This is a genomic window from Dyadobacter sp. HNCC25DJ186, from assembly GCF_056895235.1.
This window is the reverse complement of sequence record NZ_JBXHAS010000008.1, coordinates 110,780-136,203: the sequence shown is the minus strand read 5'-3', so window position 1 is coordinate 136,203 and position 25,424 is coordinate 110,780. Positions and strand designations below refer to the sequence as shown.

16 protein-coding genes and 1 pseudogene are annotated in these 25,424 nt (G+C 41.7%); 5 read left to right on the top strand and 12 right to left on the bottom strand.

Translation table 11 applies throughout. The features are described 5' to 3' along the window. The first annotated feature begins 148 nt into the window (after positions 1–148). Genes AC1XUO_RS21695 through AC1XUO_RS21685 form a run of 3 tightly spaced genes read left to right on the top strand, consistent with a single transcriptional unit; the run spans position 149 to position 4,776 of the window. Positions 149–1,942, top strand: a complete 1,794-nt coding sequence (locus tag AC1XUO_RS21695) for a PA14 domain-containing protein (protein WP_483331875.1) — start codon at positions 149–151, stop codon at positions 1,940–1,942. Next, positions 1,936–3,960 carry a plastocyanin/azurin family copper-binding protein gene (locus AC1XUO_RS21690; RefSeq protein WP_483331874.1) on the top strand — a complete coding sequence of 675 codons (2,025 nt, stop codon included), beginning with the start codon at positions 1,936–1,938 and terminating at the stop codon, positions 3,958–3,960. Before AC1XUO_RS21695 ends, AC1XUO_RS21690 begins: the two co-directional genes overlap by 7 nt. A 48-nt stretch (positions 3,961–4,008) precedes the next feature. Next, entirely contained in the window at positions 4,009–4,776 is a 768-nt protein-coding gene (locus AC1XUO_RS21685; protein ID WP_483331873.1) for a 3-keto-disaccharide hydrolase, read from the top strand. Positions 4,777–4,815: 39 nt separating this feature from the next. On the opposite strand, the gene AC1XUO_RS21680 is transcribed toward AC1XUO_RS21685, so the two are convergent. From AC1XUO_RS21680 to AC1XUO_RS21670, 3 genes and pseudogenes are all read right to left on the bottom strand, one after another. Further along, the gene (locus tag AC1XUO_RS21680; RefSeq protein ID WP_483331872.1) at positions 4,816–7,548 is read right to left on the bottom strand and encodes an alpha-d-galacturonidase; all 2,733 of its coding nucleotides are present in this window, start codon (positions 7,546–7,548) and stop codon (positions 4,816–4,818) included. Positions 7,549–7,612: 64 nt separating this feature from the next. Beyond that, positions 7,613–7,945, bottom strand: a complete 333-nt coding sequence (locus AC1XUO_RS21675) for an alpha-L-fucosidase C-terminal domain-containing protein (RefSeq protein WP_483332017.1) — start codon at positions 7,943–7,945, stop codon at positions 7,613–7,615. Further along, a pseudogene (locus AC1XUO_RS21670) lies at positions 7,940–9,043 on the bottom strand (alpha-L-fucosidase); the annotation flags it as partial. The gene AC1XUO_RS21675 and the pseudogene AC1XUO_RS21670, both read right to left, overlap by 6 nt. Before the next feature lie 111 nt (positions 9,044–9,154). Here AC1XUO_RS21670 and AC1XUO_RS21665 point away from each other — a divergent pair. Together AC1XUO_RS21665 and AC1XUO_RS21660 are read left to right on the top strand one after the other, a co-directional pair. Then, positions 9,155–9,424: a type II toxin-antitoxin system HigB family toxin gene (locus tag AC1XUO_RS21665; protein ID WP_483331871.1), complete on the top strand. Its 270-nt coding sequence runs from the start codon at positions 9,155–9,157 to the stop codon at positions 9,422–9,424. Between the two features lie 3 nt (positions 9,425–9,427). Continuing rightward, entirely contained in the window at positions 9,428–9,805 is a 378-nt protein-coding gene (locus AC1XUO_RS21660; protein ID WP_483331870.1) for a helix-turn-helix domain-containing protein, read from the top strand. On the opposite strand, the gene AC1XUO_RS21655 is transcribed toward AC1XUO_RS21660, so the two are convergent. The 9 genes from AC1XUO_RS21655 to AC1XUO_RS21615 form a co-directional block, all read right to left on the bottom strand. Continuing rightward, entirely contained in the window at positions 9,806–11,845 is a 2,040-nt protein-coding gene (locus tag AC1XUO_RS21655) for an aceric acid hydrolase (RefSeq protein WP_483331869.1), read from the bottom strand. Between the two features lie 123 nt (positions 11,846–11,968). Beyond that, entirely contained in the window at positions 11,969–13,804 is a 1,836-nt protein-coding gene (locus tag AC1XUO_RS21650; protein ID WP_483331868.1) for a six-hairpin glycosidase, read from the bottom strand. A 188-nt stretch (positions 13,805–13,992) separates the two neighbouring features. After that, positions 13,993–15,408, bottom strand: a complete 1,416-nt coding sequence (locus AC1XUO_RS21645; RefSeq protein WP_483331867.1) for a RagB/SusD family nutrient uptake outer membrane protein — start codon at positions 15,406–15,408, stop codon at positions 13,993–13,995. Between the two features lie 55 nt (positions 15,409–15,463). Further along, positions 15,464–18,622: a SusC/RagA family TonB-linked outer membrane protein gene (locus AC1XUO_RS21640; RefSeq protein WP_483331866.1), complete on the bottom strand. Its 3,159-nt coding sequence runs from the start codon at positions 18,620–18,622 to the stop codon at positions 15,464–15,466. A 385-nt stretch (positions 18,623–19,007) separates the two neighbouring features. After that, on the bottom strand, positions 19,008–19,307 hold the full coding sequence (locus AC1XUO_RS21635; RefSeq protein ID WP_483331865.1) for a hypothetical protein: 300 nt from the start codon (positions 19,305–19,307) through the stop codon (positions 19,008–19,010). A gap of 24 nt (positions 19,308–19,331) precedes the next feature. Beyond that, on the bottom strand, positions 19,332–19,715 hold the full coding sequence (locus AC1XUO_RS21630; protein ID WP_483331864.1) for a YchJ family protein: 384 nt from the start codon (positions 19,713–19,715) through the stop codon (positions 19,332–19,334). A gap of 162 nt (positions 19,716–19,877) precedes the next feature. Continuing rightward, on the bottom strand, positions 19,878–21,530 hold the full coding sequence (locus tag AC1XUO_RS21625; protein WP_483331863.1) for a DUF5060 domain-containing protein: 1,653 nt from the start codon (positions 21,528–21,530) through the stop codon (positions 19,878–19,880). Continuing rightward, positions 21,472–22,968 (bottom strand): FGGY family carbohydrate kinase, encoded by a 1,497-nt coding sequence (locus tag AC1XUO_RS21620; RefSeq protein WP_483331862.1) that lies wholly within the window; start codon positions 22,966–22,968, stop codon positions 21,472–21,474. Before AC1XUO_RS21620 ends, AC1XUO_RS21625 begins: the two co-directional genes overlap by 59 nt. A 130-nt stretch (positions 22,969–23,098) precedes the next feature. After that, positions 23,099–25,414 (bottom strand): glycoside hydrolase family 95 protein, encoded by a 2,316-nt coding sequence (locus AC1XUO_RS21615; protein ID WP_483331861.1) that lies wholly within the window; start codon positions 25,412–25,414, stop codon positions 23,099–23,101. Positions 25,415–25,424 lie beyond the last annotated feature (10 nt).

The window sequence follows — 25,424 nt, the reverse complement described above, 5'->3', positions numbered from 1 at the left end:
AAATAAACACACCAACAGCACAAATAGATAAACTTTAATTAACAAAAGCAAATTTTAGAAAATAAAAGAAAATAAAAATTAATAATTAAATATTAAATGATATCATTGTGTTGTTGTTGCCAGTCATCCGCAATCCCATTTAATACTCATGATTCGCTTAATCTCTTCGTTTTTTTATTTTTCAATTCTATTATCATTGACATTTAATACAAATGTTAACGGCCAGAATAACTCGTCGACTCCCGCTCTTCAATACAAAATTTTGCCGTTGGACGATTTGAGTCACTTTCAATCGTCGAAATCGAAAGACTGGATCATTGCGGGAAATATCTCCACGGACCGTAATCAGGAAAAAAATCTTGAAGTAAAAAATGGAACAGGCGTATTGGTTTATTTACCTAAACAAAAAGAAAGTAAAACACTACAAACAAAAATAGTACATAGCGATATCGACCTGAATCTGGATTTCCTGCTCAGCAAATCCGCCTCATTTCGAATACTCTTGCAGGGACGATACGAGGTCAGAATTATTGATTCGTGGCTAAAAAGCGGCAGTAATGCAATGAAAGCCCCAGGGCTTTGGCAAAATCTCTCTATCCGCTTTACTGCTCCCGAATTTGATTCAAACGGAAAGAAAATTAAAGATGCCCTTTTGGAGGAGGTGCTGATCAATGGAGTGAAAGTGCAAAGTTCATCGGCGATACTGGTTTCAAAAGCTGTTCCTTTTAAAGACGAGAAAAATCCCAGACCTCTGTCTATCCTGGGCGAACAGTCGTCTTTTGCTATTAAAAATATCCGTTATAAAACGTTTAATAAAGACAAGATTAAATTTACTGATGTGAAGTTTGCCGTCTACCAGGGACTTCACAAAAACATCGATACTTTAAAAAATCTTAAACCAAAGCGCACAGGAACCACGGATACCATTTCTCACCTCGTTGGTGACAAGAAGTTGCAGCTCGTTTTCGATGGTTTCGCGGATATTCCTGCTGATGGCGAATACCTTTTCAAATTGACGGCCGGCGGCGGTGCCTGGCTCTTTATTGACGGTGCTTTGGTCATTGACAACAAGGGGTCAAGAGACTTTGAAAAAGCTTATTTTGCTAAAAAAAGTTTAAAAAAAGGAAGAGCATCTTTCAAAATTATTTATTCCAACTCTGATGCATGCCTAGTTCTAAGTTATGAAGGTCCACAAATTCCTTGGCACTCACTGACAACCGCTGCTTCTGTCCGACTCGCTGAGCAATTTGAGCCACTTGAATATAAAATCGAAAACAAACCTGTTTTACAACGTGGTTTCATGCTGACCCACCGCGGAGTAAACCCCTATATCGCAGCTGTCGGTATTCCCGGAAATACAAACTCACCAGGCTTGAATTATGCTTACGACATGAAAAACTACAACCTGTCAGCAGTTTGGCACGGTAAGTATATCGACGTCTCCAACATGTGGACCGAGCGCGGAGAAAAACAGTTAGAAATTCCCTTAGGCGCAAAACTCGAACTTTCAGCTAAACCAGTTTTATCAAAAAACTTAAATAATAGTATGGCCTGGCCGGATTCTGTTCAGGCGCCGGAAGGGGTATACTCCCAGCGAGGTTACAGGTTGGACCAACATAACTTTCCAATTTTTTACTACGCCTTAGACAACACTTCTGTTGAAGACAGTTTTTATCCTAATCAGGCTAAAACCGGATTGACCCGATGCTTGAAAATTACAAATCCAGTCGGAGCCTTATATTGTTTATTAGCGGAAGGCAGTGTCATCGAAAAACTCGGCGAGGGTAATTTTACAGTCGACGATAAAAAATATTATATCGCAGATTTGGAAACAGGCGCGTTAGAGGCAACCATAAACCACGGCGCAGATGGAGATAAGCTAATTATCTCTATACCAACACAGAAAGAAAGTATTACGATTAAGTTTGATATAATATGGTAGTTCTTAACAGAAATTCTTATGATATTCTTTTGGCAAAAATGGAAAAAGTGAAATTTTTAAAACTTCAACGGAACGTCTTCATATTTGCCATTCTGGTCAGCTTTTTTTCACTAAAAACTTTCGCCCAAAGTGATATTTCCAATCTCGAAAATCAATATTATAAAATGACTTCTGTCCCCATACCAGACAGCATAAAACTCGAAGTGGGCGGACTGGCATTTACGGACGATGATAAACTTGGGGTTGCTACCCGTCGTGGAGAAATCTGGACGATCGAGGATCCTTACCAAAAGAAAAATGAGCTTCCGAAATATTCCCTGTTTGCATCCGGGCTTCACGAGCCACTGTGGCTGGCCTATAAAAAGGGAGCTTTTTATACAACCCAGCGATCAGAACTAACAAAAATTTCAGATACAAACGGCGATGGTTTGGCAGACAATTTTCACACCGTTTACTCCTGGCCAATTTCCGGTAACTACCATGAATATTCATACGGACCTCTGATTTTGCCTAACGGCGATATGCTTGTGACGCTTAACCTTTCCTGGGTTGGCCGCGGTGAAAGCCTTACTAAATGGCGGGGCTGGATGTTAAAAATCACAGAAGATGGAAAAATGACTCCGTTCGCAACCGGTATGCGATCACCCGCAGCCTTTGGATTGAATAAAGCGGGCGATATTTTCTTTGCTGAAAATCAGGGAGACTGGATTGGATCCGGACGAATTACCCACTTGAATCAAGGCGATTTCGCGGGTCACCCGGCAGGTCTGCGATGGTCCGGGGAAGCAAACTCTCCTATTCAATTAAAACGTGCTTCATTTCCGGACTCAATAGGTTTAATGTTTGATTATGCAAAAGGTAAACCGAACTTCAAGCTACCGTCGGTCTGGTTTCCTCATACAGTGATGGGCATTTCGACATCCGCGATTCTTTCCATAAATACTGATCAGTTCGGTCCATTTGGGGGACAACTTTTAGTGGGAGACCAGGGACATAGCAAAGTCATGCGTGCGTTTCTTGAAAAAGTGAACGGACAGTATCAAGGTGCTTGTTTTCCATTTCGGGAAGGTTTTGCATCTGGTATTCTTCGTATGGCCTGGGGCAGCGACTATTCGCTTTTTGTCGGTATGACGAGCCGCGGATGGGCCTCTACCGGGAAAGATCTATACGGACTTCAACGATTAAAATGGAATGGAAAGATTCCGATGGAAGTCAGGGAAATGCGCATTACCAAAGACGGATTTGCTTTGGAGTTCACAAAGCCTGTTGAGAAAAAACTTGCAGAAAATATCTCAAATTTTACAATGACTGGTTTTACATATAGTTATCATAAAAAGTATGGAAGCCCGATCATCAATTCAGCAAAATGTGATGTGAGACGCGCTACTGTCTCCGCTGATGGGTTAACCGTAAAACTGGATATCAGCGGACTTCGAGAGGGATATATTCATGAATTAAAAATCGCTAATCTTACATCTGTTGACGGAGAAGCCATTCTGCATCCGTCGGCCTATTACACCATCAACGCTTTTCCGGAAGGAACTATCCATAAACATCATGTAATGAACGAATCAGGGAAAACCGCGACTTCAGGATGCGGAGGAGATCCTGAAAAATCTGTGCATGAATTACCTGCGGATTGGCAAAAAAGTCCCGACATAACCATCAACATGGCTACAAAACCGGGACTAAAATTTGATACCGAGCTGTTTGAAGTAAAACCGGGAGCAAAAGTCAAACTTATATTCAACAACAACGACGACATGCTTCATAACCTGGTAATCACCAAGCCGGGAAAAGGTGATGAGGTCGGACAACTTGCGATGGATATGGGACTGAATGGGACAAATGCCGGATACATTCCTTCCACAGATGCGGTTTTATTTCATACCTGCCTTATTCAGCCTGAGACTTCACAAACCATTTATTTCACCGCTCCAAAAGCAGGTGATTATCCGTTTATTTGCAGCTTCCCCGGCCATTCGTTTGTAATGAAAGGGGTAATGCGTGTTAAATAGCAGTAGAATACGGCTTTTTGTTTTAATTTTTGATCAATTTACTTTCTTATGCAAAGTACATCAATTTTCACTTCGATACTGATCCTGTCGCTGGCGTATCATTATTCTTTTGCGCAATCAGACAATTTTCAGCCCCTCCCACCTGCCTCGGCCACGGAGGATTGGTCAAAGAAGCCTCCACTGGTAACGCCAGCTTCCTACGGAATGCCACCTTCTGACGCTATCATTCTATACCGTGACAAAACTGATCTCAATAAATGGCAGCACATCGGCGGTGAGCCTGTAAAATGGGATGTTATTGAAAACGAGCTTGTCATTGTTCCGAAGGCAACAGATATTGAAACAAAGCAAAAGTTTGGAAGCATACAGTTGCACATAGAATGGAAAACACCTGACCCTAAGGGAGATAAAAGTAATAACCGCGGAAATAGCGGCGTTTTTTTGATGGGATTGTATGAATTACAGATTTACGAATCTTATAACGATGAAACCCGGATTTATTACAACGGACAAGCAGGAAGCATTTATAAACAAAAAACTCCGCTCGTAAACGCCTCAACAAAACCCCAGTCCTGGCAAACTTTCGACGTCGTATTCGATGCTCCGGTTTTTAATGATGATAAAACATTAAAAACGCCCGGTTACCTGACCGTTTTTCATAATCATGTGCTAATCCTCAATCATGCGGAAATAAAAGGCCCGATGGTCTATCAGGGCTATCCGACATATGCGTATCACGAAGCCAAACTGCCACTCAGATTACAGGAACATAACAGCCGGGTTAGCTTTCGGAATATCTGGGTTCGGGAATTGTGAAAGCATGTGGAAAGTATTAAAAAAACTTAATCATAAAGTTCACTCAAATAACCAATCCAAAACGCGTTCATTTCCACCCTTCCCAGCCACTGCATTCATCAATTTTAGTTCCTGATTCCCGTTCATAAACCCAAGGATCAGCACTTTGCCTTTTCCAAGAACGAGCTTATTTTCACCCGATTTAAAGTAATAAGTATGGACATTAATATCAGGTAAATCGGAAAATTTGATAGCGCCCGCGAGCCGAACTTCCGCCTGTCCAAAATCATTAGCACTGGCATCGGTTTCCAGATTCGGAGGTGTTAAATAGCCATTTCCCTTAGTTTGAAAATAGCCTACCAGAACTTTTACTGGCTCTTCGTTCTTGAAACTGACAACGGTCTGCTGGTCAGTTTGACTATATGCACTGTATCGAATACCTTTTAATTGATTCAATACGGCGGGTATTTCCTTGATCTCCGACCCCATATCAGCGAAAACTTTTGCGCCTTTTTCGAGGTTGTATAACTCGGTTTTTTTTTGCTGTAAAACTATATTTGCAGGTTTCACAGCTACATCACCCGAAGTCGATAAAACCATTTCGGCTTTAAGCTCAGAAATATTTTTTCTAAAATTTCCCAATTCCGTTTTATAAAAGGGCAGCAATTCTACCCAAGTTTTATTTTTTCCATCATCCCCTCCAACTGGGATACGTCGCTGCGCGGTTTGCATACTATTCGCATACAAGTAAGTATCTCTCGTCAAAGCGGCTAGTTTTTCATAAAACACAACACTTTTTTCGAGATGCGGAAGAGCCTTTTCTAGATCTGTTATGTCTTTTGAATGACCATACCGGATAACCAAAGAAGCCGCTTTCACTTTTTCTGAAAAGAAATCAGCCAAGGCCTGGTTGCAGTAAATGTCATTTTTCACGCGGTCAAATTCATCCTTGTTCATCCTGACATTTGGCGCAGCCCTCTCAATAGCATCGACTGCCAATTTCCCATGTTTCACAACCTCATCAATGATCTGAACCGGCGTTTCTCCGATATGCTTTTCACCTTTCCATTCTTTCTCAACAAATTCAGTCAATTTTTCACCCTCCGGACCGTCTGAATTATACAGTTCAGGCCAGACACGGTATTTCCCGGGATTTACGAATTGGCTCATTGTCATACCCAACGTCAGCGTCTGGCGATTTCCATTGGTAATCCCGAATCGGCGTAGCAATTTTGGCGTTATTTCACCAGCTTGTTCGTAAGCTTCCAGTATGTCTTTTCCGGAAGATCCGGCATCAAAATCATCCCCAAGTTCTTTCGTCCAATATGCAACTTCCTGATTTCTGTCGCGACGACAATTCCAGGCATAACGCGCCCAGGCCTTGTACCAAACCCAGTCACGATCAATTTGCAGCTGCCGTGGTTTGACATTATCGGCTGAATATGGCCAGTCCCAGTAAGAGGCTTCTGGATATAAATGCAGCCCGTTCGCACCATGAATATCATGCATGGCCTGCACACTTTTCTGAATAAAATCCGCAGATCCATACCGGAAAGGTTCCAGATTCGCGAGTATGTGGACGTTATCAATGTGCGTAGAACCCAATTCGCTCATCTCTTTGTGCATTTTTGCCCACGGTCCTCGTGGCTGATAGGTCGTAAGCGCTTCGCCATTGTATTTGTTCATCGTGTAAAGATTTTTGTACATCGGCAGCGCAGCTTTCATAACAAGTTGCGGATTCGTATCATGTCCCCGCAAAACCACAGGCGGCTGAATGGTGGTCCCAAATGCCGCAAGGCCATCTTTTACACCCGGAAGAATTGTTTTTGTAAACCATTCCACGTCTGTATCATCTCCTTCCATAGCCTCTCCTAAGGTGATCAGCAGACCGACATTCGGATATTTCTCAACAAAGGCAGCGATTGATTTTCTGGTATAATCCGAAATTAAAGGTGTGATTGGCCTTTTCCGGTCCTGTGTTTTAATTCCATTCCGTTCTGCAAATGGCTTTGAAACAAGTATGTTGTAAAACATCTGGATGACCCAAATACCACGCCGGTCTGCTTCTTTGGTCAGAAAACCAAACATTTCTTCATTTTTCTGGAAAGTCGCATCGTCAACCTCCACGGCATAGGGATAATCCTTTAACTTTACCAGCGAAGCAAACGGATGTCCGTTCCACAGGTATAAAGAATTCATCCTGTTTTCGACCAGCATATCAAGGTATTTTATCCATAAAGCTTTATCGTAAAACCACGGAAAATTTTCAGGCGTATATGGGTATTCATACACCGTTCGGCCGGGAAGATAATACGGCTTTTGAATACCGATACATGCTCCCCTAAGAACCATCTCCGGCTGGTCTTTCATCGATATTTTGACAGGAATTTTTCCTGTTTTTTTAATTTGTTCCGATACTTCGAGGCAACCATATAAGACTCCGGATTCATCCGAACCCGTAATCAGAATATTTTGTCCGGAAGAATATATCGCAAAACCCTCCTTCTTTGGTTTTTCTCCAAGATTGACATTCAAAGCCATTGCTAGCTCTTTAATGTCAGTATTATCAATTAGTCCAATAGTGATTATCTGCCCTTTAACAGATTTTGATGAATTTCTTATATCCGTTTTTAAGCCGGCACTTTCGAGTGATTTTTTTAGTTTTTCAGTGCCATAGACAATTCTTGCATGTGCATTTGCGGGAACAACAATGGTCACTTGCTCCGTGCTTGACGCAAAAACATAACGCCCAAGGCAAGCGAGCAGTAAAAAAGTCAATAAAAACTTCATCATTTTAGTATTTAAATTTAGGCAGTCATTTTCATCCTTAAAACCGGGCAGACAAGGCTTATCCGTGTTACTCGGTTTCAATTTTAAAGACATAAGCGATATCGGACGGCACTCTGGTTTTTGCAGGAACTGTGAATTTTAATCCGTTTTCCATCTGCTGGCTTTCGCATTTTACAAGATTTTTCAATCCGAGTAACTGAACCGATTTAACGTTTCCTTTCAGATTCTCTTTCGATAATTGTTTAAGACTGACCGCGATATTATCACCTGGCCAATCCAGGAAAATAGCGTAAACATTTTTTCCTTTTTGAGTATAATAAACCTTCTTTTTTGAATCCGTTGTTTCACCAAAAACCGTGAATGGACGTGTATCATAAAGTGCTTCACCGAAAGACCACATCCACCGGCCGACTTTATAAACAACTTCCTTTTGATCATCAGGAAACGTTCCATCCGCTTTTGGGGAGAGATTCAAGAGCATTTGCCCGTTTTTACTCACCACTTCGATCAGCGTATGAATTATTTCTTTCGCCGGACGAATTTCCATTCCTTCGGTGTAACCCCATGAATAGGACAATCCCGTCCCGATAGAATAATCACACAACCATGGCTTATCAATTATTTTTTCAGGATTCGAGTTTTCGTGGTCTTCCATACCCACGCCCGCAGGAATATCTTCGCCTTTATAGGTGACAATAACATCCTGATTTCTTTTTTCAGCTTCGTTAAAATAGTGGGCGAGATAATTTTGCAGGTTTTTTTCAGGAACCTGTTCGAGCCATGCGTCGTGGTAAATAATGTCAGGGTGATACTTGTCAATCAGTTCATTGCACTTATCCATCCACATCTGCTCCCATGCTTCCTTTTTCATTGTCGACCCATATAGTTTGGCGTATTTCGGATCCGTTCCGGCCCATCCGGGTTTCATTTTTACATTGGTGTAGTTCAATTCATGGTGCAATTAAGTAAAAAACTTCATTCCCCTGCCTCGAATTGATTTTTCAAGTTCTCCTACAACATCCCGTTTCGGACCCATCTCCTTTGCATTAAACGGTGTCAGTTTGCTATCCCACATTGAAAATCCGTCATGATGTTCTGCGACAGGTCCGGCGAATTTGGCCCCACCTTTTACGAACAAATCAGCCCATTCATCTGCATTGAATTTTTCGCCTTTGAACATGGGGATAAAGTCATGGTAATCAAATTTCTCCAACGGACCATAAAGCGCAAGGTGACGCTTGTAAGTACCCAGTTTCGAATAGTCCGGATTGTCGTTGTGCATGTGCTGGATATAATGCTCATTATTATAAGCCGGCACCGCATAAACGCCCCAGTGACAGTAAATTCCAAATTTTGCATCACGGATCCAGTCAGGGACTTCGTTATGTTTTTCAAGAGAAGACCAGTTTGGCTGGAAGGTTTGTTGGGCCGATAATTCATTGTCTATGAAGAAAATCAGTCCAATTAGTAAAACTAATACGATTTTATAATTTAGCATTTTATTTCAATTATTAAAATATAATTTTAAATAAGGAAAGATTTGAGTAATTTTATCAAATTTCACACACTATAAAATGGTCATAATATCGAAGACGATTCTAATGAATTTATGGACAGAGAGCCCCGCGCTATGGATTCGCTGTTGTATTGGTATAAATCGACGAAGGACGCCGACTGGTCAAACTTTCAGGATGTAAAGAATACGTTTAATTCTGTCGATGCAGTGGGAAATGACCGCTATGTCTTCAATATCAAAGGAAATAATTACCGGTTAGTAGCAATTATTCACTTCAATATCCGGACGATATACATTGTCTTTGTTGGCACTCATTCGGAATATGATAAAATAGATGCTTCATATATTAAGTTTAAAAATTGAATCATGAAAAACAATAATGTAACCTTCCAGCAGGAAGCTGAATACAATTCAGCAATGAAAAATATTCTGACTTTGATGAACAAAGGAGAAGGAAACCTTTCACCTGCTGAAGTTCAAAAACTAAAAACGCTGGCGATTGCTGCCGAAAAATATGAAGACACGCATTATCCACTTCCCATGCCAAAAACGATCCCGGAGATGGTTGAATTAAAACGCTTTCAACTCAAACTTACCCAGGCTGCGTTAGCTGATATGCTGGGTTTGGGGAAACCAAAACTTTCGCAAATTCTAAGCGGAAAACGTGAGCCGGATGTTTCCTTTTTAAAAGCTGTCTACAAAAAACTGGATATTGACCCAGGATTTCTGTTAGACAATGCCTGATTATCGCGCCAGAGGCAACCAAACCGACATATCATTATGTCCACGGTTGCCCCAGGCGTAATATGGAACCAGTCGAACAGGAATTATTTTCAGTGTTTCAGTTGAAACCTCGCGGTATAACTTTTTAGTCCAGTTGGCATTATCGACAAAGATCGCCTGGCCATCCAATGCCATAATCGGACTATTTTCAATGGTTATGAGAGTAGGCTTTAGATTATTTTTAACGGGGATTGCGATATCGAAAATAGTCTTCCCCTTCGGAAGATCCGTAGATTCAAGACAATACACGATGGGCCCGCGCTTGACAGCCACCTGGTTTCGCGTTTCTTCAACCAAGGGATTGGATTCGATAAGGCGAACAGGCATTGGCAGCAGAAGCTCAATTCTATCACCTGCTTTCCAGGTCCTGTTTATCTCAGCATATTCTCCCGGAGTCAATTTTGTAGTTTGTGGTTTCCCGTTGACAAGCATCTTTGCACCGTTGCACCAACCCGGAATGCGAAGAAAAAAAGAAAAAGCTTCGACGGGTGCTTCTACCAATTTGACAGTAATTTTGCCATCCCAAGGATAATCTGTGCTTTGCGAAAGCTTCAGACCTGCACCGTTTTTTAGCCTGGTATCCAGATTGTTACCACCATATAGATTTAAAAAAATCCCTTTATCCGAAATGCTGTAAGCATACTGACTAACTTCTGAGATAGTACGAACGGTATTCGGTGGACAGCAATTTGATAAACCAATATAATGCTGACGATCTTTCGACCAGCGTTGCGAAAATGGCAGAGCATCGGAAGAACTCATTGGGTTTGTATATAAAAACTTATCGCCACTTAAACTGATTCCCGACAAAACACTGTTGTAAAGTGCGAGTTCCACAATATCTGCATACTTCGCTTCGCCAGTAATCTGAAGCATCCGCCAGTTCCAAAGGACATTACCGATATTTGCACAAGTTTCATTGTGCGCAGTAAAATTTGGAAGCTGAAAATCGCGACCATAAGCCTGATGTATTTTCTGCACTTCGTTGGTTTTGTAAGAAGTTCCATCCGGCGAGACACCGTCATATAGCGAGCCACAACCGCCAGTAACATACATTTTATGCTGTGTCACATCATCCCACATAACATGCAACTGTGACAGAAGCGCGGGGTCTCCTGTTTCCGCATAAACATCTGCCACACCGGCAAACAAATAATTCGCTCTCACCGCGTGCCCCATCACTTTGGTTTGTTTCAAAAATGGGATCCGATCCTGATTATCATCCGTTCCCTCTGTGGCTCCTTTTATTGCAATCAAATGTCTGACCAACGTGAGATATTTCCCGTCGCCTGTGGTTCGAAAGAGTTCAGAAAGCCCCATATAGTGTGACGGACAAATGGCATTTCGTGCTTGTTCATCCGAAGCGGTATCATAAAACCCGATCAGAAAATCAGCCGATTTTTTGGCCACATCCAACAAAGAAGTTTTTCCGGTTGCGCGATAATGAACGCATGCGGCCGTCATTAAATGGCCGAAGTTGTATGCCTCAAAACTCAGCCGATCTTCGAACATTTTAGCATCTCCCTTTTGCTTTTGCTCGATAATCGCCTTTGTATAAATATAACCATCCGCTCGCTGTGCTTTTGCGATCACAGCAATAGCGTGGTCCATGATTTTGTCCAGCTTTTCATCCTTAGTCACCGCATACATACTTGCTACGGCTTCAAAAGTTTTATAAAAATCTCCATCGTGGAAAGACGGCCCTTTAAATTTTCCCTCTTCCAAACCCGCGGCAATTTCAAAGTTCCGGAATGAATGACTCAGTTCCGGATTTGTGTACGTTTTCCAGAGGTCGGGAACCATCATTTCTTTGCACACCTTAAACCTGTCGGCCCAAAAACCGTTGGTCCATTTTATGTCATCCAGATCTGTACTGTATAGTTTCGCATGAGAGCTCCTGGACGTATTGACCAGACCTTTATTTTGTCCACTACTTTCCTGGCTTGCTAAAAAAAAACCAAGAAGTGCTCCCAGAAAATATTTTGAACTACTTCGCATCATCACTTTCATCTGATTTTTTCACCTAATTTTCACGATATATCTGCACATCATTTTTTAAACCTAATCCAATATTTCTTTTCAAATCCACAAGCCAGAATTAGCAAGACAGCCGAAATTGACTGTTCAAAAGCTGCTCGTTTTCAGGGACTTGATATAGTATTTAGCCTCTCTGTCTAGTTTTCCTGCATTTTTCAAATCATACATTTGGTCGGTCGGTGTATCTGCATTTGGGAAACGGCGAACTTCTCCGGTACGAAAAACGATACGTTCAACGTACTCCAAAGGTGCAAAAAGGATATTATTACCGGTATTTTTACCATTAACCATGACAGAATATAAACGGGTTTCCGTATTCAGTTTTACGATGATATTATAAGTCTCATCAGCGTCATATTTCAATAATGTTTTGTTACGATATCCGGCTTTCGTTTTAAAAACCCCTGTTGAATCAAAGGAAAGACGGATGCCCGGCGTGCCTTTCGAATCCTGAAACTCGATATCCAACAGCCCATTTCCATTTTGATCAGGCGTTAGAGAAATCTCTGCCTGTAAATGTTTTGTGGCAGGTATGACGCGCTCAGCTTTGGCATAGTCAAACCGATCTGAATCCTTTAAAACAAGTACTTTTTTACCACCAGACAGCTTTTCAATCCGCACAGGAGCTAATAACGGACTATAAATATTCCAGGAATCGAGTGTTGCGAGTTGCTGCATTTTGTCAAAATCTTCATCGGCATGACGTTCCGCTTTTTCCTTAATGGGTACAGGGACAGAGGATACCCAAATATCCTCTTTGTTCATGCTGTAAGTCAGCCAAAGTTTTTGGTCTGGCGGCGTGCCGTTTCCTTCTTCAATTCCCCGAACATATTGCGGCCCGTAAGATTTGTAATTACCTCCGTAGCGCATGGAGGTAATTTCTCCATTCACAAGTAACAAATTTTTGTAATCAAGGCCGTTATTGCTCACAGACAAAGCCAGAGGCCAACGAAATTCAGATGGATTGTACACAGTTACGAATTTATTATCAGACGTTTTTTGCCCCCAGATTTTCGCATTGCTGTTTACAAAACCCGGTGCTCTTTTGGGACTGTACAACCACGATTTGCCCTCATCTTTACTAAGGCTTGTCAAAGCATTTTTCCAAAGCCCTGCCACACGGCCATCCGGCAGGTGGTAGTAACTAAATGCTTTATATCCTCCTTTCAATGAGATAATTGTATCATCTCTATCTGCTTCCTCGACCCATTGCTGGGTCATTAATTTATTGGATAACAATTCTTCACAAGCAGCAATAAAATCTTTATCCTTACTTTGCGTGTACAAAGGATAATCCGATTTTTGTTTCCAGGAAGCATTATGGCGGATGAAATAAATCGGACCGAAATCTCCGTCTTGATATACTTCCCTAACAACACGCCCTATTCCATTTCCATCATTCGGATCATCTTTTGCATCAAGGGCTATTCCATAATAGCCTAACGTCAACAGTCGGTTACTCTTTGAAACAAAAAAACCCATACGCTGGTGCATAACCGAGTAAAGATCTTTGGCCACACCTGGATAATCCTTTTTTCTAGTCCCGTCAGGGATTTTATAAGGCGGAAATATAACTTTTGGTTTTGACCAGGAATAACCATCAGATGAAGTCTGCAAAAGAGTCTGCCCAGGGGGTACATGCTCACCAACCGGATTGCTGAGATAATTCAGATAAAATGTATTATTCCAATACGCGAGCATCGGAGCATGATTGTAGGTCCAGCTCGAACCTATTTCATCGACATCACGATTAACGCGCAGGGTCTGAATGTTATGTACGCCTATGGCCGGACTTAATTGGCCATGATGATAATCAACATTTACAAGTTTTTTTCCCGTATACCGAATCGTGTCCTGCGCATTGCTTTCACTGAAACTACTCAGAAGCCCAAAAACACAAAGTCCGATTGATTTAAAAGTCATTATTAATAATTTACTGTTATGAAGTTGACGCTACTTGACAAATACCAGAACCTTGTCATTTCTATTGATGAATCTATCGGCACGTCAAATTTGGACACAACGTTGACTGATATAATGCAACATTATTTTGACTAAAAATCAGGAAGTTAACAGACCTCACTGAACTGCTAACTTCCTGATTTAAAACATTAGTATCCAGTATTCTGCGTTATTTTATTATTTTGATCGCGAACGATATTCGGTATAGGTAAAACTAATTTGTCAGTGGTTACATTTTTACCCTTTGCCGACAAAACAGGTACCGCGCGATTGGTCCTTTTTAAATCAAACCAGCGATGAAATTCGAAGGCAAGCTCCACTCTGCGTTCGTGTTCCAACGCCAGGGGAACTGTTGCATACTGTGCAGGATAACCCGCTTCACCATACAAAGGCAGATTTACCCTTTTACGAACCTGATTCATGTAAGAAACTTCGCCTGTCGCTTCTGTAAGTAACAACAAAAGGTCGGCGTAACGCAGAACCATGAAATTATTATTAGCCGCCACGGATTGATTGATCAGCGGAGCTGTTTTATCCGTCCACTTTTTAGGAAATTTTGCAGCAGTAAAATTCCCTTTTGCATCCGTAAAACCCGTATCGATCGACGCCACACGGCGGCTGTCACCTGTCTCATATTCATTCCATACGTCATTGACTACCTGATTCATACCCGCTCCGTAAAAACCAAGCGCGTTGGAATTCGGAAAGAAGACGAGGTAATAATTGCTGTAAGGGTTAATCGCAGATCCGCCAAGATATTGAATTTCAAAAATCGACTCCTTTGTGTTTTTATTTTTCACATCCCACAACGAAGCGTAAGATGGCAGGAGCTGATATTGGTTACTGTCATAAACCTCTTTCAATTCTTTTGCACCATTTGTTTTATCTCCCATCGAAAGGTATACTTTCCCAAGCAACGTTTGTGCGGCGCCTTTTGAAGCACGACCAACTACTGCTGATGTCGCCAGAGGCAATTTTCCCTTAGCATCCTGCAAATCTTTTACAATCTGTGCATAAACCTCAGCCGCTGGAGAACGTAAAATGTTATAACTTTCAGCAGCAGAAACCGGAACGGTTACGATAGGCAGATCACCCCAGATCTGTACCATTTGATAGTAATACAACGATCTTAAAAACAACATTTCTCCCTGCATTTTTGCCTTATAATCCGCGTTCAACTCCGCAGTTTCAATTTTCGAAAGAATGATATTGATGTTATACAATGATTTGTAGAAATCCTGCCAAAATTGATACACCATCGTATTCGCCGGAGCCAGCGAATAATCCCTGAACTGCCATTTATCGGCCTGGTTCCCGGAAATATTATAAATTGTTACGTTATCTCCCATCAGCTCACCAGCATAAGAAACCGGGCCTTCCGGGTTATAGACCGTATACAATGTATTGTAGGCGGCATTTGCAGCCAGGTCAAAATCGGCAGTGGTTTTGTAAAAATTCTCTGCGTTAGGATTCGATACGGGAGCCAGTTCGAGGAACGAGTCGCCACAGCTCATACCTGTTATCAGCAGCCAAAACATTGCCAGATATCCTGCTATTTTTTTCATAATTTTTATCGGTTAGAAGGCTTTCTGCCTTCGTTGATTCTTTTAAAAGTTTAAATCAAAAATCAGCTTTGATACCTACCGTTATCACGCGGGGCAATGGATAGGACCCATAATCTACACCCTGAAAAGCACCAGGCACCGGTGCGTTTCCACTGCTGTAAGAACCAGAAGTTTCCATGCTGCTGCTATAAGATGTGGTTCCGTAGGTTGTGTTTTCAGGATCATAACCTGTGTATTTGCTGAACAAATGCACATTCTCAGCATTTACATAAATCCGTGCATTCGTCATGCTCAGTTTACTGATCAATTTCGACGGAACAGCGTACGAAATCCGTACATTTCTTAATCTCACGAAAGAAGCATCCTCAACCCAATAAGACGAAAATTGCTTTTGAAGACCCAGATAATTTACGTTTGGTTTGAAATGTTTTCCGTCGCCGGGACTGCTTTCCGAACGCCAGTAGTCATAAGTATTTGAGAAGAAATTTCGTCCATTGTCCCAGGTTCCCAGATAACGGATATTGTTGTTCGCAATTTCACCTCCAAACGAGCCCTGAAACATGAACGAAAGTTCAAAACCCTTATATCCAACTGTATTAGTGATTCCGGCGATGAAATCCGGCTGATAATTTCCAATAATTGTTCTGTCTGCATCCGAAATTTTCCCATCGCCATTCACATCTCTAACCTTCGGATCACCCGGGGTTGTGCTTGCGTGATGCGGATAAGCGTCTATTTCTGCCTGATTTTTAAAAACACCATCAAATTTATAACCGAAGAAATTGGATACCGGCTGACCCACTTCCGTTCTCACAGTCACCACATTATCGACGTACTGAATCGGTGCATTTCCTGGGCCGAGCTGCAAAACTTCATTGCGGTTTCTTGAAATATTAAAATCCGTCGTCCAGGTCAGACCACCACCTTGCCCATTGCCACCAATGTTCTTGCTTGAAATATTAAACTCAACCCCGCGGTTTCGCATTTTCCCGATATTGGAAAGTTGTGATGAAAACCCTGTGATATCAGGTACAGGAACATACAGCAGCATATCCCGTGTGATGGAGTTATAAAACTCCGCCGACAGCGTGATACGGTTATTGAAAAGCCCCAGATCGACACCCGCATTAAACTGATTTGTTTTCTCCCATTTTAAACCTGAATTGGCCAGACCGCTCACCTTCAATCCGTTGGAAAGATTAGTTCCGGTAACATAGTTGGCAGCTCCAAGAAGACTGATCGCCCCATAATTTGGTATTTGGTTGTTACCGGTAACACCATAACTAACACGCAATTTCAGATTATTCACCGCCGTAACACCTGACATAAAACTTTCATCCGAAATCAGCCAGCCTCCTGAAACAGATGGAAAATAACCCCACTTATTATCCTCACCAAACCTCGACATACCGTCACGGCGAAGGGCGCCGGTTACGAAGTATTTATTCTTAAAGTTATATTGGATACGTCCCAAATAAGACAACAATGACCATTCACTTGCGGTCGTATTTCCAGCTGTAACTGTTCCAGCGTTCAGGGTATGAACAAGGTCGTTCGGGAAATTATTTGCAGCGACATACATCGTTTCATCACGCTGTTTTTGAATCGTGTAACCAAGCAAACCTGTGAAAGCATGATCTCCGATTTTCTTATCATAAGAAAGGGTATTTTCACTTAGCCAGTTTAACATGTAAGCATCACCGGCATTCCCCTGGGCTGCCAGCACAGCGGAATAACCATATTTTTGTTTATCATTCCAATAGAAATGATTACGGTTATTAAAAAGATTTCCACTGATGCTCGTCCGGAATTTTAAATCATCAAGAATGTTATATTCAAGAAAGGCAGTACCTAAGGTATTGAAGGATTTATTTCCTTTGTCAACTTCTCTTGTCAGGGAATATGGATGCCATAAATTCATATCTGCATAAGGTGTAAAACGGAACCATGCCGAATTTGGATCCCGGAACCCATAGTTTCCATTTTCATTGTAAACCGGAAAAATCGGAGAGCTTTGCAAGCCCAGACTGATGACATCACTTTTCCCCTTTGTCCCTTCCGTCCTGTCGAAAATTGCGGTAACGCCGAGGTTAAGCCCGATGACGAGCTTTTTGCTAACCTGTGTTCTTATATTCGAGCGAAGTGATAATCGCTTGTAGTAATTTCTGTCTAAAACAGCTGTCTGATCCAAATAAGCTCCCGAAAACAAATACTGCGTTTTTTCAGTACCGCCGGAAACAGATAACTGCGCATTGACCGAGGGGGCCGTGCGAAACATGACATCCTGCCAATCAGTACCTTTACCAAATTGCTGAGGGTTATTTGTAAAATCTTCCGGAATTTTCAGCGTCGCCGGACGTGCGCTGTTTGGATCAGTAGCTTTTCCTCCCTGTGCCATCCAGGCATTGTTCTTTGCATCAATATAAGTTGAGATAAATTGCTGCGCGTCCATCATACCCACTTTACGAATCACCTTTTGCGATCCATACTCCACATTGGCACTAATATTGGTTTTGCCTGGTTTACCCATTTTTGTTGTAACCAGAATTACACCGCTTGAACCCCGGGAACCGTAAATCGCTGCTGACGACGCATCTTTCAAAACCTCAACCGACTCAATATCCTGAGGATTTATCAAATTTAAATTGAAGTTTTCGAGTGGAACACCATCCACGACGATCAACGGATTCGTTCCTGCGGTAATAGAGCTGACGCCCCTGATCTTGATAACCGGTGAAGAGCCCGGCGCACCCTGAGACTGAGAAATATTTACCCCTGGCAAACTACCTGCGAGGGACTGGGTAACGTTACTGAATGAACGATCTTTAAACTTGTCGTAATTCACGGAAATCACAGATCCTGTCACAGCTCTTTTGCTCTGCGTTCCATATCCTACCACTACAACTTCTTCCAGCGACTTATTTTCAGAAGAAAGTTTCACCGATAGATCCGAACGGCCTCCAACGGCTTCTTCTACCGATTTATAACCCACAAAACTAAATACTAGAACTGTGGAAGCATCAGGAACTTCAATTTGAAACTTTCCTTCGGCGTTGGTCGTGGTTCCACGCTGCGTACCTTTAATAACAACACTAACACCCGGAAGCGGATCGTTGTCGCTGGCGCCCGTCACGGTACCTTTTATAGTTGGACTTTGTGCATGAGCTGATGAAAGCAGCACGAATGCAAAGAGGATACAGAAAAGTTGTTTCATAAGCAGTAATCCGGGTTATAGATAAGCATAGATATTTTCTTTTACTTTCTTTTATATTTTATTTTTTACGAAAATTAATAACAAATAAATACAGATCAAATATTTTAGAAGTATTTATGACTTATTTTAATAAAAAATTGTTAAAAAGAACTTTTTCCGCAAGAAAAATCCTCGTAAAGTGAAAATCCATCCCTATACAGAGAAGATAAAAACACAGGAAATCGTAAGAGATTAACGAATTAGCGATATAATAAAAAGAAAAATGGAGTTTGCCGGGATTTCCGGAGAGATAGATACACAACAACGCCCCCTGATAGGCAGAGGTATTCGTTTTTTAAAAGGTCAAACCAAGGACGTTCTTATCATTGAATCAGGAAGAGCAGGATTAACTATTCTTTGCTTCGTCAGCTTTTTCGATAGCTTGTATTAAAAATTCGCATTCAGCTTCTTTACGATATAAAAGCTCCTGGATCTCATCGATCTTGGCCTGACACTCCGCGTCTTTCCTGGCTAACTCCTCAGTCTGGCCTTTTTTCGCTTCACTCATAATGTATAAGGAAAGCAAAAACATCCCTGCTGTGATAAATTTGAAAAAATTGTCGTAGGAAAAAGCGGCGACCATATAGGTCAGAATAAAGGTTATAAAGCCGATCATGAATCGCGCTATCGCAAATTGTCGAAACATTAGCAGTTAGTTTTCATGGAACACTCAGATATCTTCATTAAAAATGCCGTCCAAATAATACCAACTTCCGTTTTCAAAAACAAATGTAGATTTCTCATGATGGATTTGCTTTTTACCGGATCTGTCTTTAAAATATGCCTTGAACTCTACGGAAAACGTATCAGCCGTCACGATTTCAAGTTTTTGCCAACTATTACTTTTTGCCCATTGCGCTATATCTTTTTTAATGAGCTCAGCGCGTTTTGATCCATGTGTCGTCTCAAACAGGTAATCTACCTCGGCCATCACATAGGCACTGTAGCGGGATCTCATTAGCTTTTCGGCAGATACCGCACGAGCCGTGCCTTTTATGATGGGTCCGCAGCAACGGGAATAAGGTTGATCGAATCCACAGAAGCAGGTTTTCATATTCTAATTTCAGCATTTACAAGGTTGCATTATTTTTCAACCTCTTTCAAATGACTAAGATATTGAGAATTCCCAACTTTGCCAGCACTGAGTTATTAAGCTTGCAATGATTGTGAATCAGTGAAGGTTTGGTTCAGCGCCTGTAACGCGCGTAAACAGATGTTATATTTCTGTGATCCTCAAAGCAAGATAAGGCTTCATTGGCAATCGGATTTTCTTTCTGGTTTTATCAAAAATCCGATACTCTTCAGGTTTTGCTATTTCAAAAACCTCCGGCAACTTCCTGACAGTCATATCCCAGGTATCGATCAGCTCCACCTGAAATTTTTTCCCTGCTGCCGGGCCCCCTTTTTTTGGGAGACTAAACTCCCACTCCTCTTTCATTTCTTTCCCAAAATAAATCAAGTAATAACTACTGTCGGCTGTTGCAGTTTTATGATCTTTCCAAACATCGGCGAGCGCTATCGGCCCAGGAGCTTCCTCTAAAATTTTTCGAAGAAAACCAATACGAGCCGGACTGCTTCCAATTAATCTTCCTCCTTTGGCCCAAAAAATGGTATCCCCACTGTTTTTATACGTTTCTCCATGGGTCACATAAGTACCTGCAATAACGCCTTGCCAAAAAGCAGAAGTCATTTCCTCGCCGCTCAGATGCCCCCAGCGCTGCGGCAAGTCGCCTTCGTAACATACTTCGTCGTATAACATCGGACGGAAAAATACATCACGAAGCAAAGTTGCCCGTCCAAAATCTTCGACCGTCGATCCGTTCTGTATACTTACATGTGTGAATTCAGGCTTCCAGTTATCGTAATACACACTTCCGTTATGAATTGAGCATAAATGCTTATAAGGATCGTTTTTAACCACTGCTTTGGTATAAACATCCCAAACTTCACGCGGTTTTGTTTTGATATAATCAAACTCATTTGCCATCGACCACCAAACATTTCGGAACGATGAAAGTCTGGCTGTCAGGTATTTAATATAACGAAGATCATGTTCTTTACCTAAACTGTCGAAACCCCAGTGCCCTTTGTCATAAGGATGAAAAATTATAACATCTGCTTCTATGCCAAGATTTTTCAGGTCATCAATCCGTTTTTCCATGTGCTGAAAAAAGACTGGATCAAATTTTGAGAAGTCCCAGACAAATTTAATTTTACCGTTTTCCCTTTTGGTTTCGTCTTTTTTCACAAAAGGATAAAACTCAGGTTCATTTTCTACGCCTGAATAAAACTTTGGGAAAACACACATTCTGACCTTATTAAAAGGCGCTTTTTCAAGTGTTTTTAAAGTAATTTCCTCTAAAGCCTGCGGCTGATGTGTCCATGCATAAAGGGTAGTACCGAATGGATAATACCTTTTTCCGTCCGCATATTTAAAGTGATACGTATCAGCAACTTTTACGGGGCCGTGATTGTTTCCCGTGGCTTCTACGCATAGAAACTTCCCGGTTTTACCATTCAGAACTTTACTGTTACTTGCGGTTTTAAACTTCCACTCACCTGCTGTCTCAGGCATAAAACGAAGTTTGTATTTTCCATTTCCATCATAAAAACCGTTCACTTTAACGTTTTCTTTCCCATTGGTAAAATCGGCAGAGAGGTTTATTTCATCGAAAGGATTTCCCTCGTCAGGCCCCGGGAGCGTTATTTCAAAACGGTCCCAACGTTCGATTTTTTCCGACTGAGCAATGGCGGATATTGAAAATACCAATACAAAAACTGTCGTCAGAAGATGTTTCAAGTCCATGAAGTTATATTTTGTTAGCAATTGCAGCCAGCCAACCTTCGTAGCCCGCCTTGATTTTTTCATTATGAAGATTGGGCAGAACGGTAACGATGTGATCGCGGTTTAGATCCTTCAAATAATCAATACTTTCATAAACGCCTGATTTCAAGCCTGCGAGGTAGGCAGCTCCCAGACCAGAAATTTCTGCAAGGCCTAAATTTACGACAGGTTTTTCCAGAAGGTCTGCAAGAAATTGTACGACAAACTGATTAGAGGTCAGACCGCCATCAATCATTAATTCGCTCAGCGAAATTCCGGCTTCTGACTGCATCGCCTTAACAACATCTTTGATCTGATACGGAATAGATTCCAGTGCCGCTCTGATCACATGATTTTTATTGCAGTCAAACGTGAGTCCAACGATAGAAGCTTTTCTATTCATATCCCAGTGAGGCGCGCCCAGACCGCTAAACGCCGGTATCACATATACGCCGTTACTATCCAAAATGTTCTCTGCTATTTTCTCCGTTTCCTTAATATCCTGAAAAAGATTCATGCTGTTTTTCATCCACTCAATCGTGGCCCCGCATGTCACAATCACACCTTCCAATGCGTATTCTACATGACTTTCTGTGCTCCACCCAATCGTCGTAACCATCCCTTTATGCGAAGTTTGCGGCTCCGATCCGATATTCATCAGGATGGACGAACCGGTTCCCATCGTGGCCTTGGCAATACCGGAAGAAAAACAACCTTCCCCAAAAGCAGCCGCGTGAGAATCCCCTATCATGGCAGTGATATCAATTTGCTTTTCAAACAATCCATCGAAATTTGATGAACCAAAATAGCTGGACGACGCCTGGATTTCTGGCAGGTTGAGCCCTGAAAGCCCAAACTTTTCAATCAATTCTTCATCCCAACCAAGTGTTTTAAGATTAAAAAACAAGGTTCTTGAAGCATTTGTATGATCTGTCCGGTATGATTTCCCACCAGTCAGCTTGTAAAGCAGCCACGTATCGATCGTACCAAAAAATGCCTGCCCGGATGAGATCATTTTTTCAATCCCGGAATTATTTTCATTCAGCCACATCACTTTGGTTCCTGAAAAATAAGGATCAGCCAAAAGGCCGGTTTTCTCTTTTATCTCCGAACCTAAACCAGAATCCTGCAAGCGATTACAAATGGCTGTGGAACGTTTGCACTGCCAGACGATTGCCTGATGTAACGACTGACCATATTTATCCCATAATACAAATGTCTCGCGTTGATTCGTTATTCCGCAAGTTTTAATATCTGAAAGCTGGCCGCCGCGGTAAACAAAATCTTCAAGACATTTTCCAACTGATAACATCACATTGGCATAAATATCCAACGGATCCTGCTCCACAAAACCTCCATCCAAATATGAGGTTTTTAATGACTCAATACCTCTTGCAACAGCAACACCTTTTTGATCAAAGACAAGCGTTTTAGTACTGCTGGTACCTTGGTCAATCGCAAGAACATAGGATTTATTCGTCATGTGGCAATCGGGAAACAAATTAATTTTGATTGTTTAGTTACTAAAACAAATAAAAGAAAAACAATCGAAAGAAAAGAGAAAAATATAAAATATGTGTTATTTATATTTCTCTCTTTAATCTGAAAAAATGTTACATGATCTTCAAGTCCGAACTCAGGTGATAGGTTTTACCCTTGGCTGTCCCAAATTCAATAAATTTATTTCCGTAACGCACCTTGCATTTATTGCCCGTTTTGGAAAGAATATGGGCTGATACCAGTTTCCCGCTCTTCCATTCCAACGTTATTTCGAAAGCACCTCTCGTTACCAGGCCGTTAATTTTGCCGTCTGGCAGAGCAGATGGCAGAGCGGGTAATAAATTAATTTCTTCCTGATGACTTTGAACAAGACACTCCAAAATTCCGGCAGCTCCTCCGAAGTTTCCGTCGATCTGAAATGGAGGATGCGCATCGAAAAGATTGGGATAAGAGCCTCCACCTCCCTTTTTGACCGACGCGTCCATAATGGGATTGAATAATTTACGGATCATCGTGTAGGCGTGATCACCATCCAGAAATCTTGCCCAGTAATTAATTTTCCAGGCAAGACTCCAGCCCGTTCCGTCATCACCTCTGAATTCCAGTGATTTTTTTGCAGCCTTCAATAAATCCGGAGTTTTGGTTGGTGTGATTTCTTCTCCCGGATAAACACCCCAAAGATGAGACACATGTCGATGATGGCTGGTCGTATCATCTATATCAGTGTTCCATTCCTGCAGCTGTCCGGCTCTTCCGATTCTATTTGGCGCAATTTGCGGAATCATCGTTTTCAATTTTGAAGCGAAACCTGCATCTGTATTTAGAATTTTAGCACTTTCTATGCAAGCCATCAACAATCCCCGGATGATCTGGTGATCCATCGTCGGACCAGCAACCAGGCCTCCAATTTCCGGTGAATTAGATGGTGAACTGATTAAAAAGCCGGTTTTCGGATCTTTCACTAAAAAGTTTACAAAAAATTGGGCAGCACCTTTCATCAAAGGATAAGCAGTTTGTTTCAAAAAAACCTTATCCTGAGTAAAACGGTAGTGCTCCCACAAATGCAGGCTCAGCCAGGCACCACCCGTTACCCAAATTCCGTGATTCGAAGCATTGATAGGAGCAGCTCCTCTCCAGATGTCGGTATTGTGATGTACAAGCCAGCCCGCTGCGTCGTAATGTTCCCTGGCAACCTCAGCACCCGTTTGTGACAAATCTTTGATCATTTCGAAAAGCGGCTGATGGAGCTCGCTCAGGTTAGTCATTTCCACAGGCCAGTAATTCATTTCTGTATTGATATTAACGGTATACTTACTATCCCATGACGGCTTCAATTTATCATTCCATTTTCCCTGAAGATTTGCCGGATGGGTGCCAGGACGGCTGCTGGTGATCAGTAAATATCGTGCGTATTGAACGTACAAAGCCAGAAATGCCGGATCGTCCGATGTGTCTTTAAATTTTAAAAGTCGCTCATCCGTTGGCAAAAACGAATTTTCATTAACAGGGAAATCAATATGAAACCGGGAAAAAAGTTTCTGATAATCAGCGATATGAGTTTTTTTAGCCTGGTCGTAACCGATGATATTTTTTAAAACAGTTGATGTAATATCCTGCGGTTTTCCAGTCACAGTTTTGTAGTCAACATAGTTGGTTGCCGCAGAAAGAATCAGCGTCGCAGTCGTTGCATCCTCAACCGAAATTTTCCCATCGGCCTGTTTTACTTTTCCATCCGTTACCACTTTTACTTTCGCAACACCTTCCAGAATGCCGTTATCAACTTTGACATGTAGCGTGAGTTCATTATCATTTACCGTCACCTTTTTATTCGTGTGAATCGCATCCAGTCTTAAAGCAAAATTTAACTTACCGGATTGGTCACTTTTCAGGTGAACGAAGATCGCCTTAGCAGGAAAACTTGCAAATACCTCTCTCGAAAACCCAACGCCATTACTTTTATAGTCGATATGGCTAATCCCTTCGTTCAGGTCAAGCTCGCGCTTGTAGTCTGAAATGTTTTCATGATCGGAAAAGTCCAAATACAAATCTCCAAATGCCTGATATGCCATTTGACGCATTGGTTCGCCCATAAATTCTTTGGTAGCCAAATCCTCCGCTTCTTTTTGTTTTCCCTCGTTTAAGAGTGTCCGGATCTGTGTTAGATATTGACTTGCGCCATTGTGGGCATAACTGCGGGGCTCACCCGTCCAGAGTGTTTCCTCATTAAACTGAATACGTTCCGTTTTCACGCCACCGAAAACCATGGCCGCCAGTTTCCCATTTCCAACCGGCAACGCATCCTCCCACTGCTTAGATGGCTGTTTATACCAAAGTTTTAGGTTCTGCTGTCCGTATGAAACGGATGAGATAAAAAACAGAGAAGTAATAATAATACTTCTTAAACCAGCTGGAATATTTGTAAACCTCATTGATATTTTA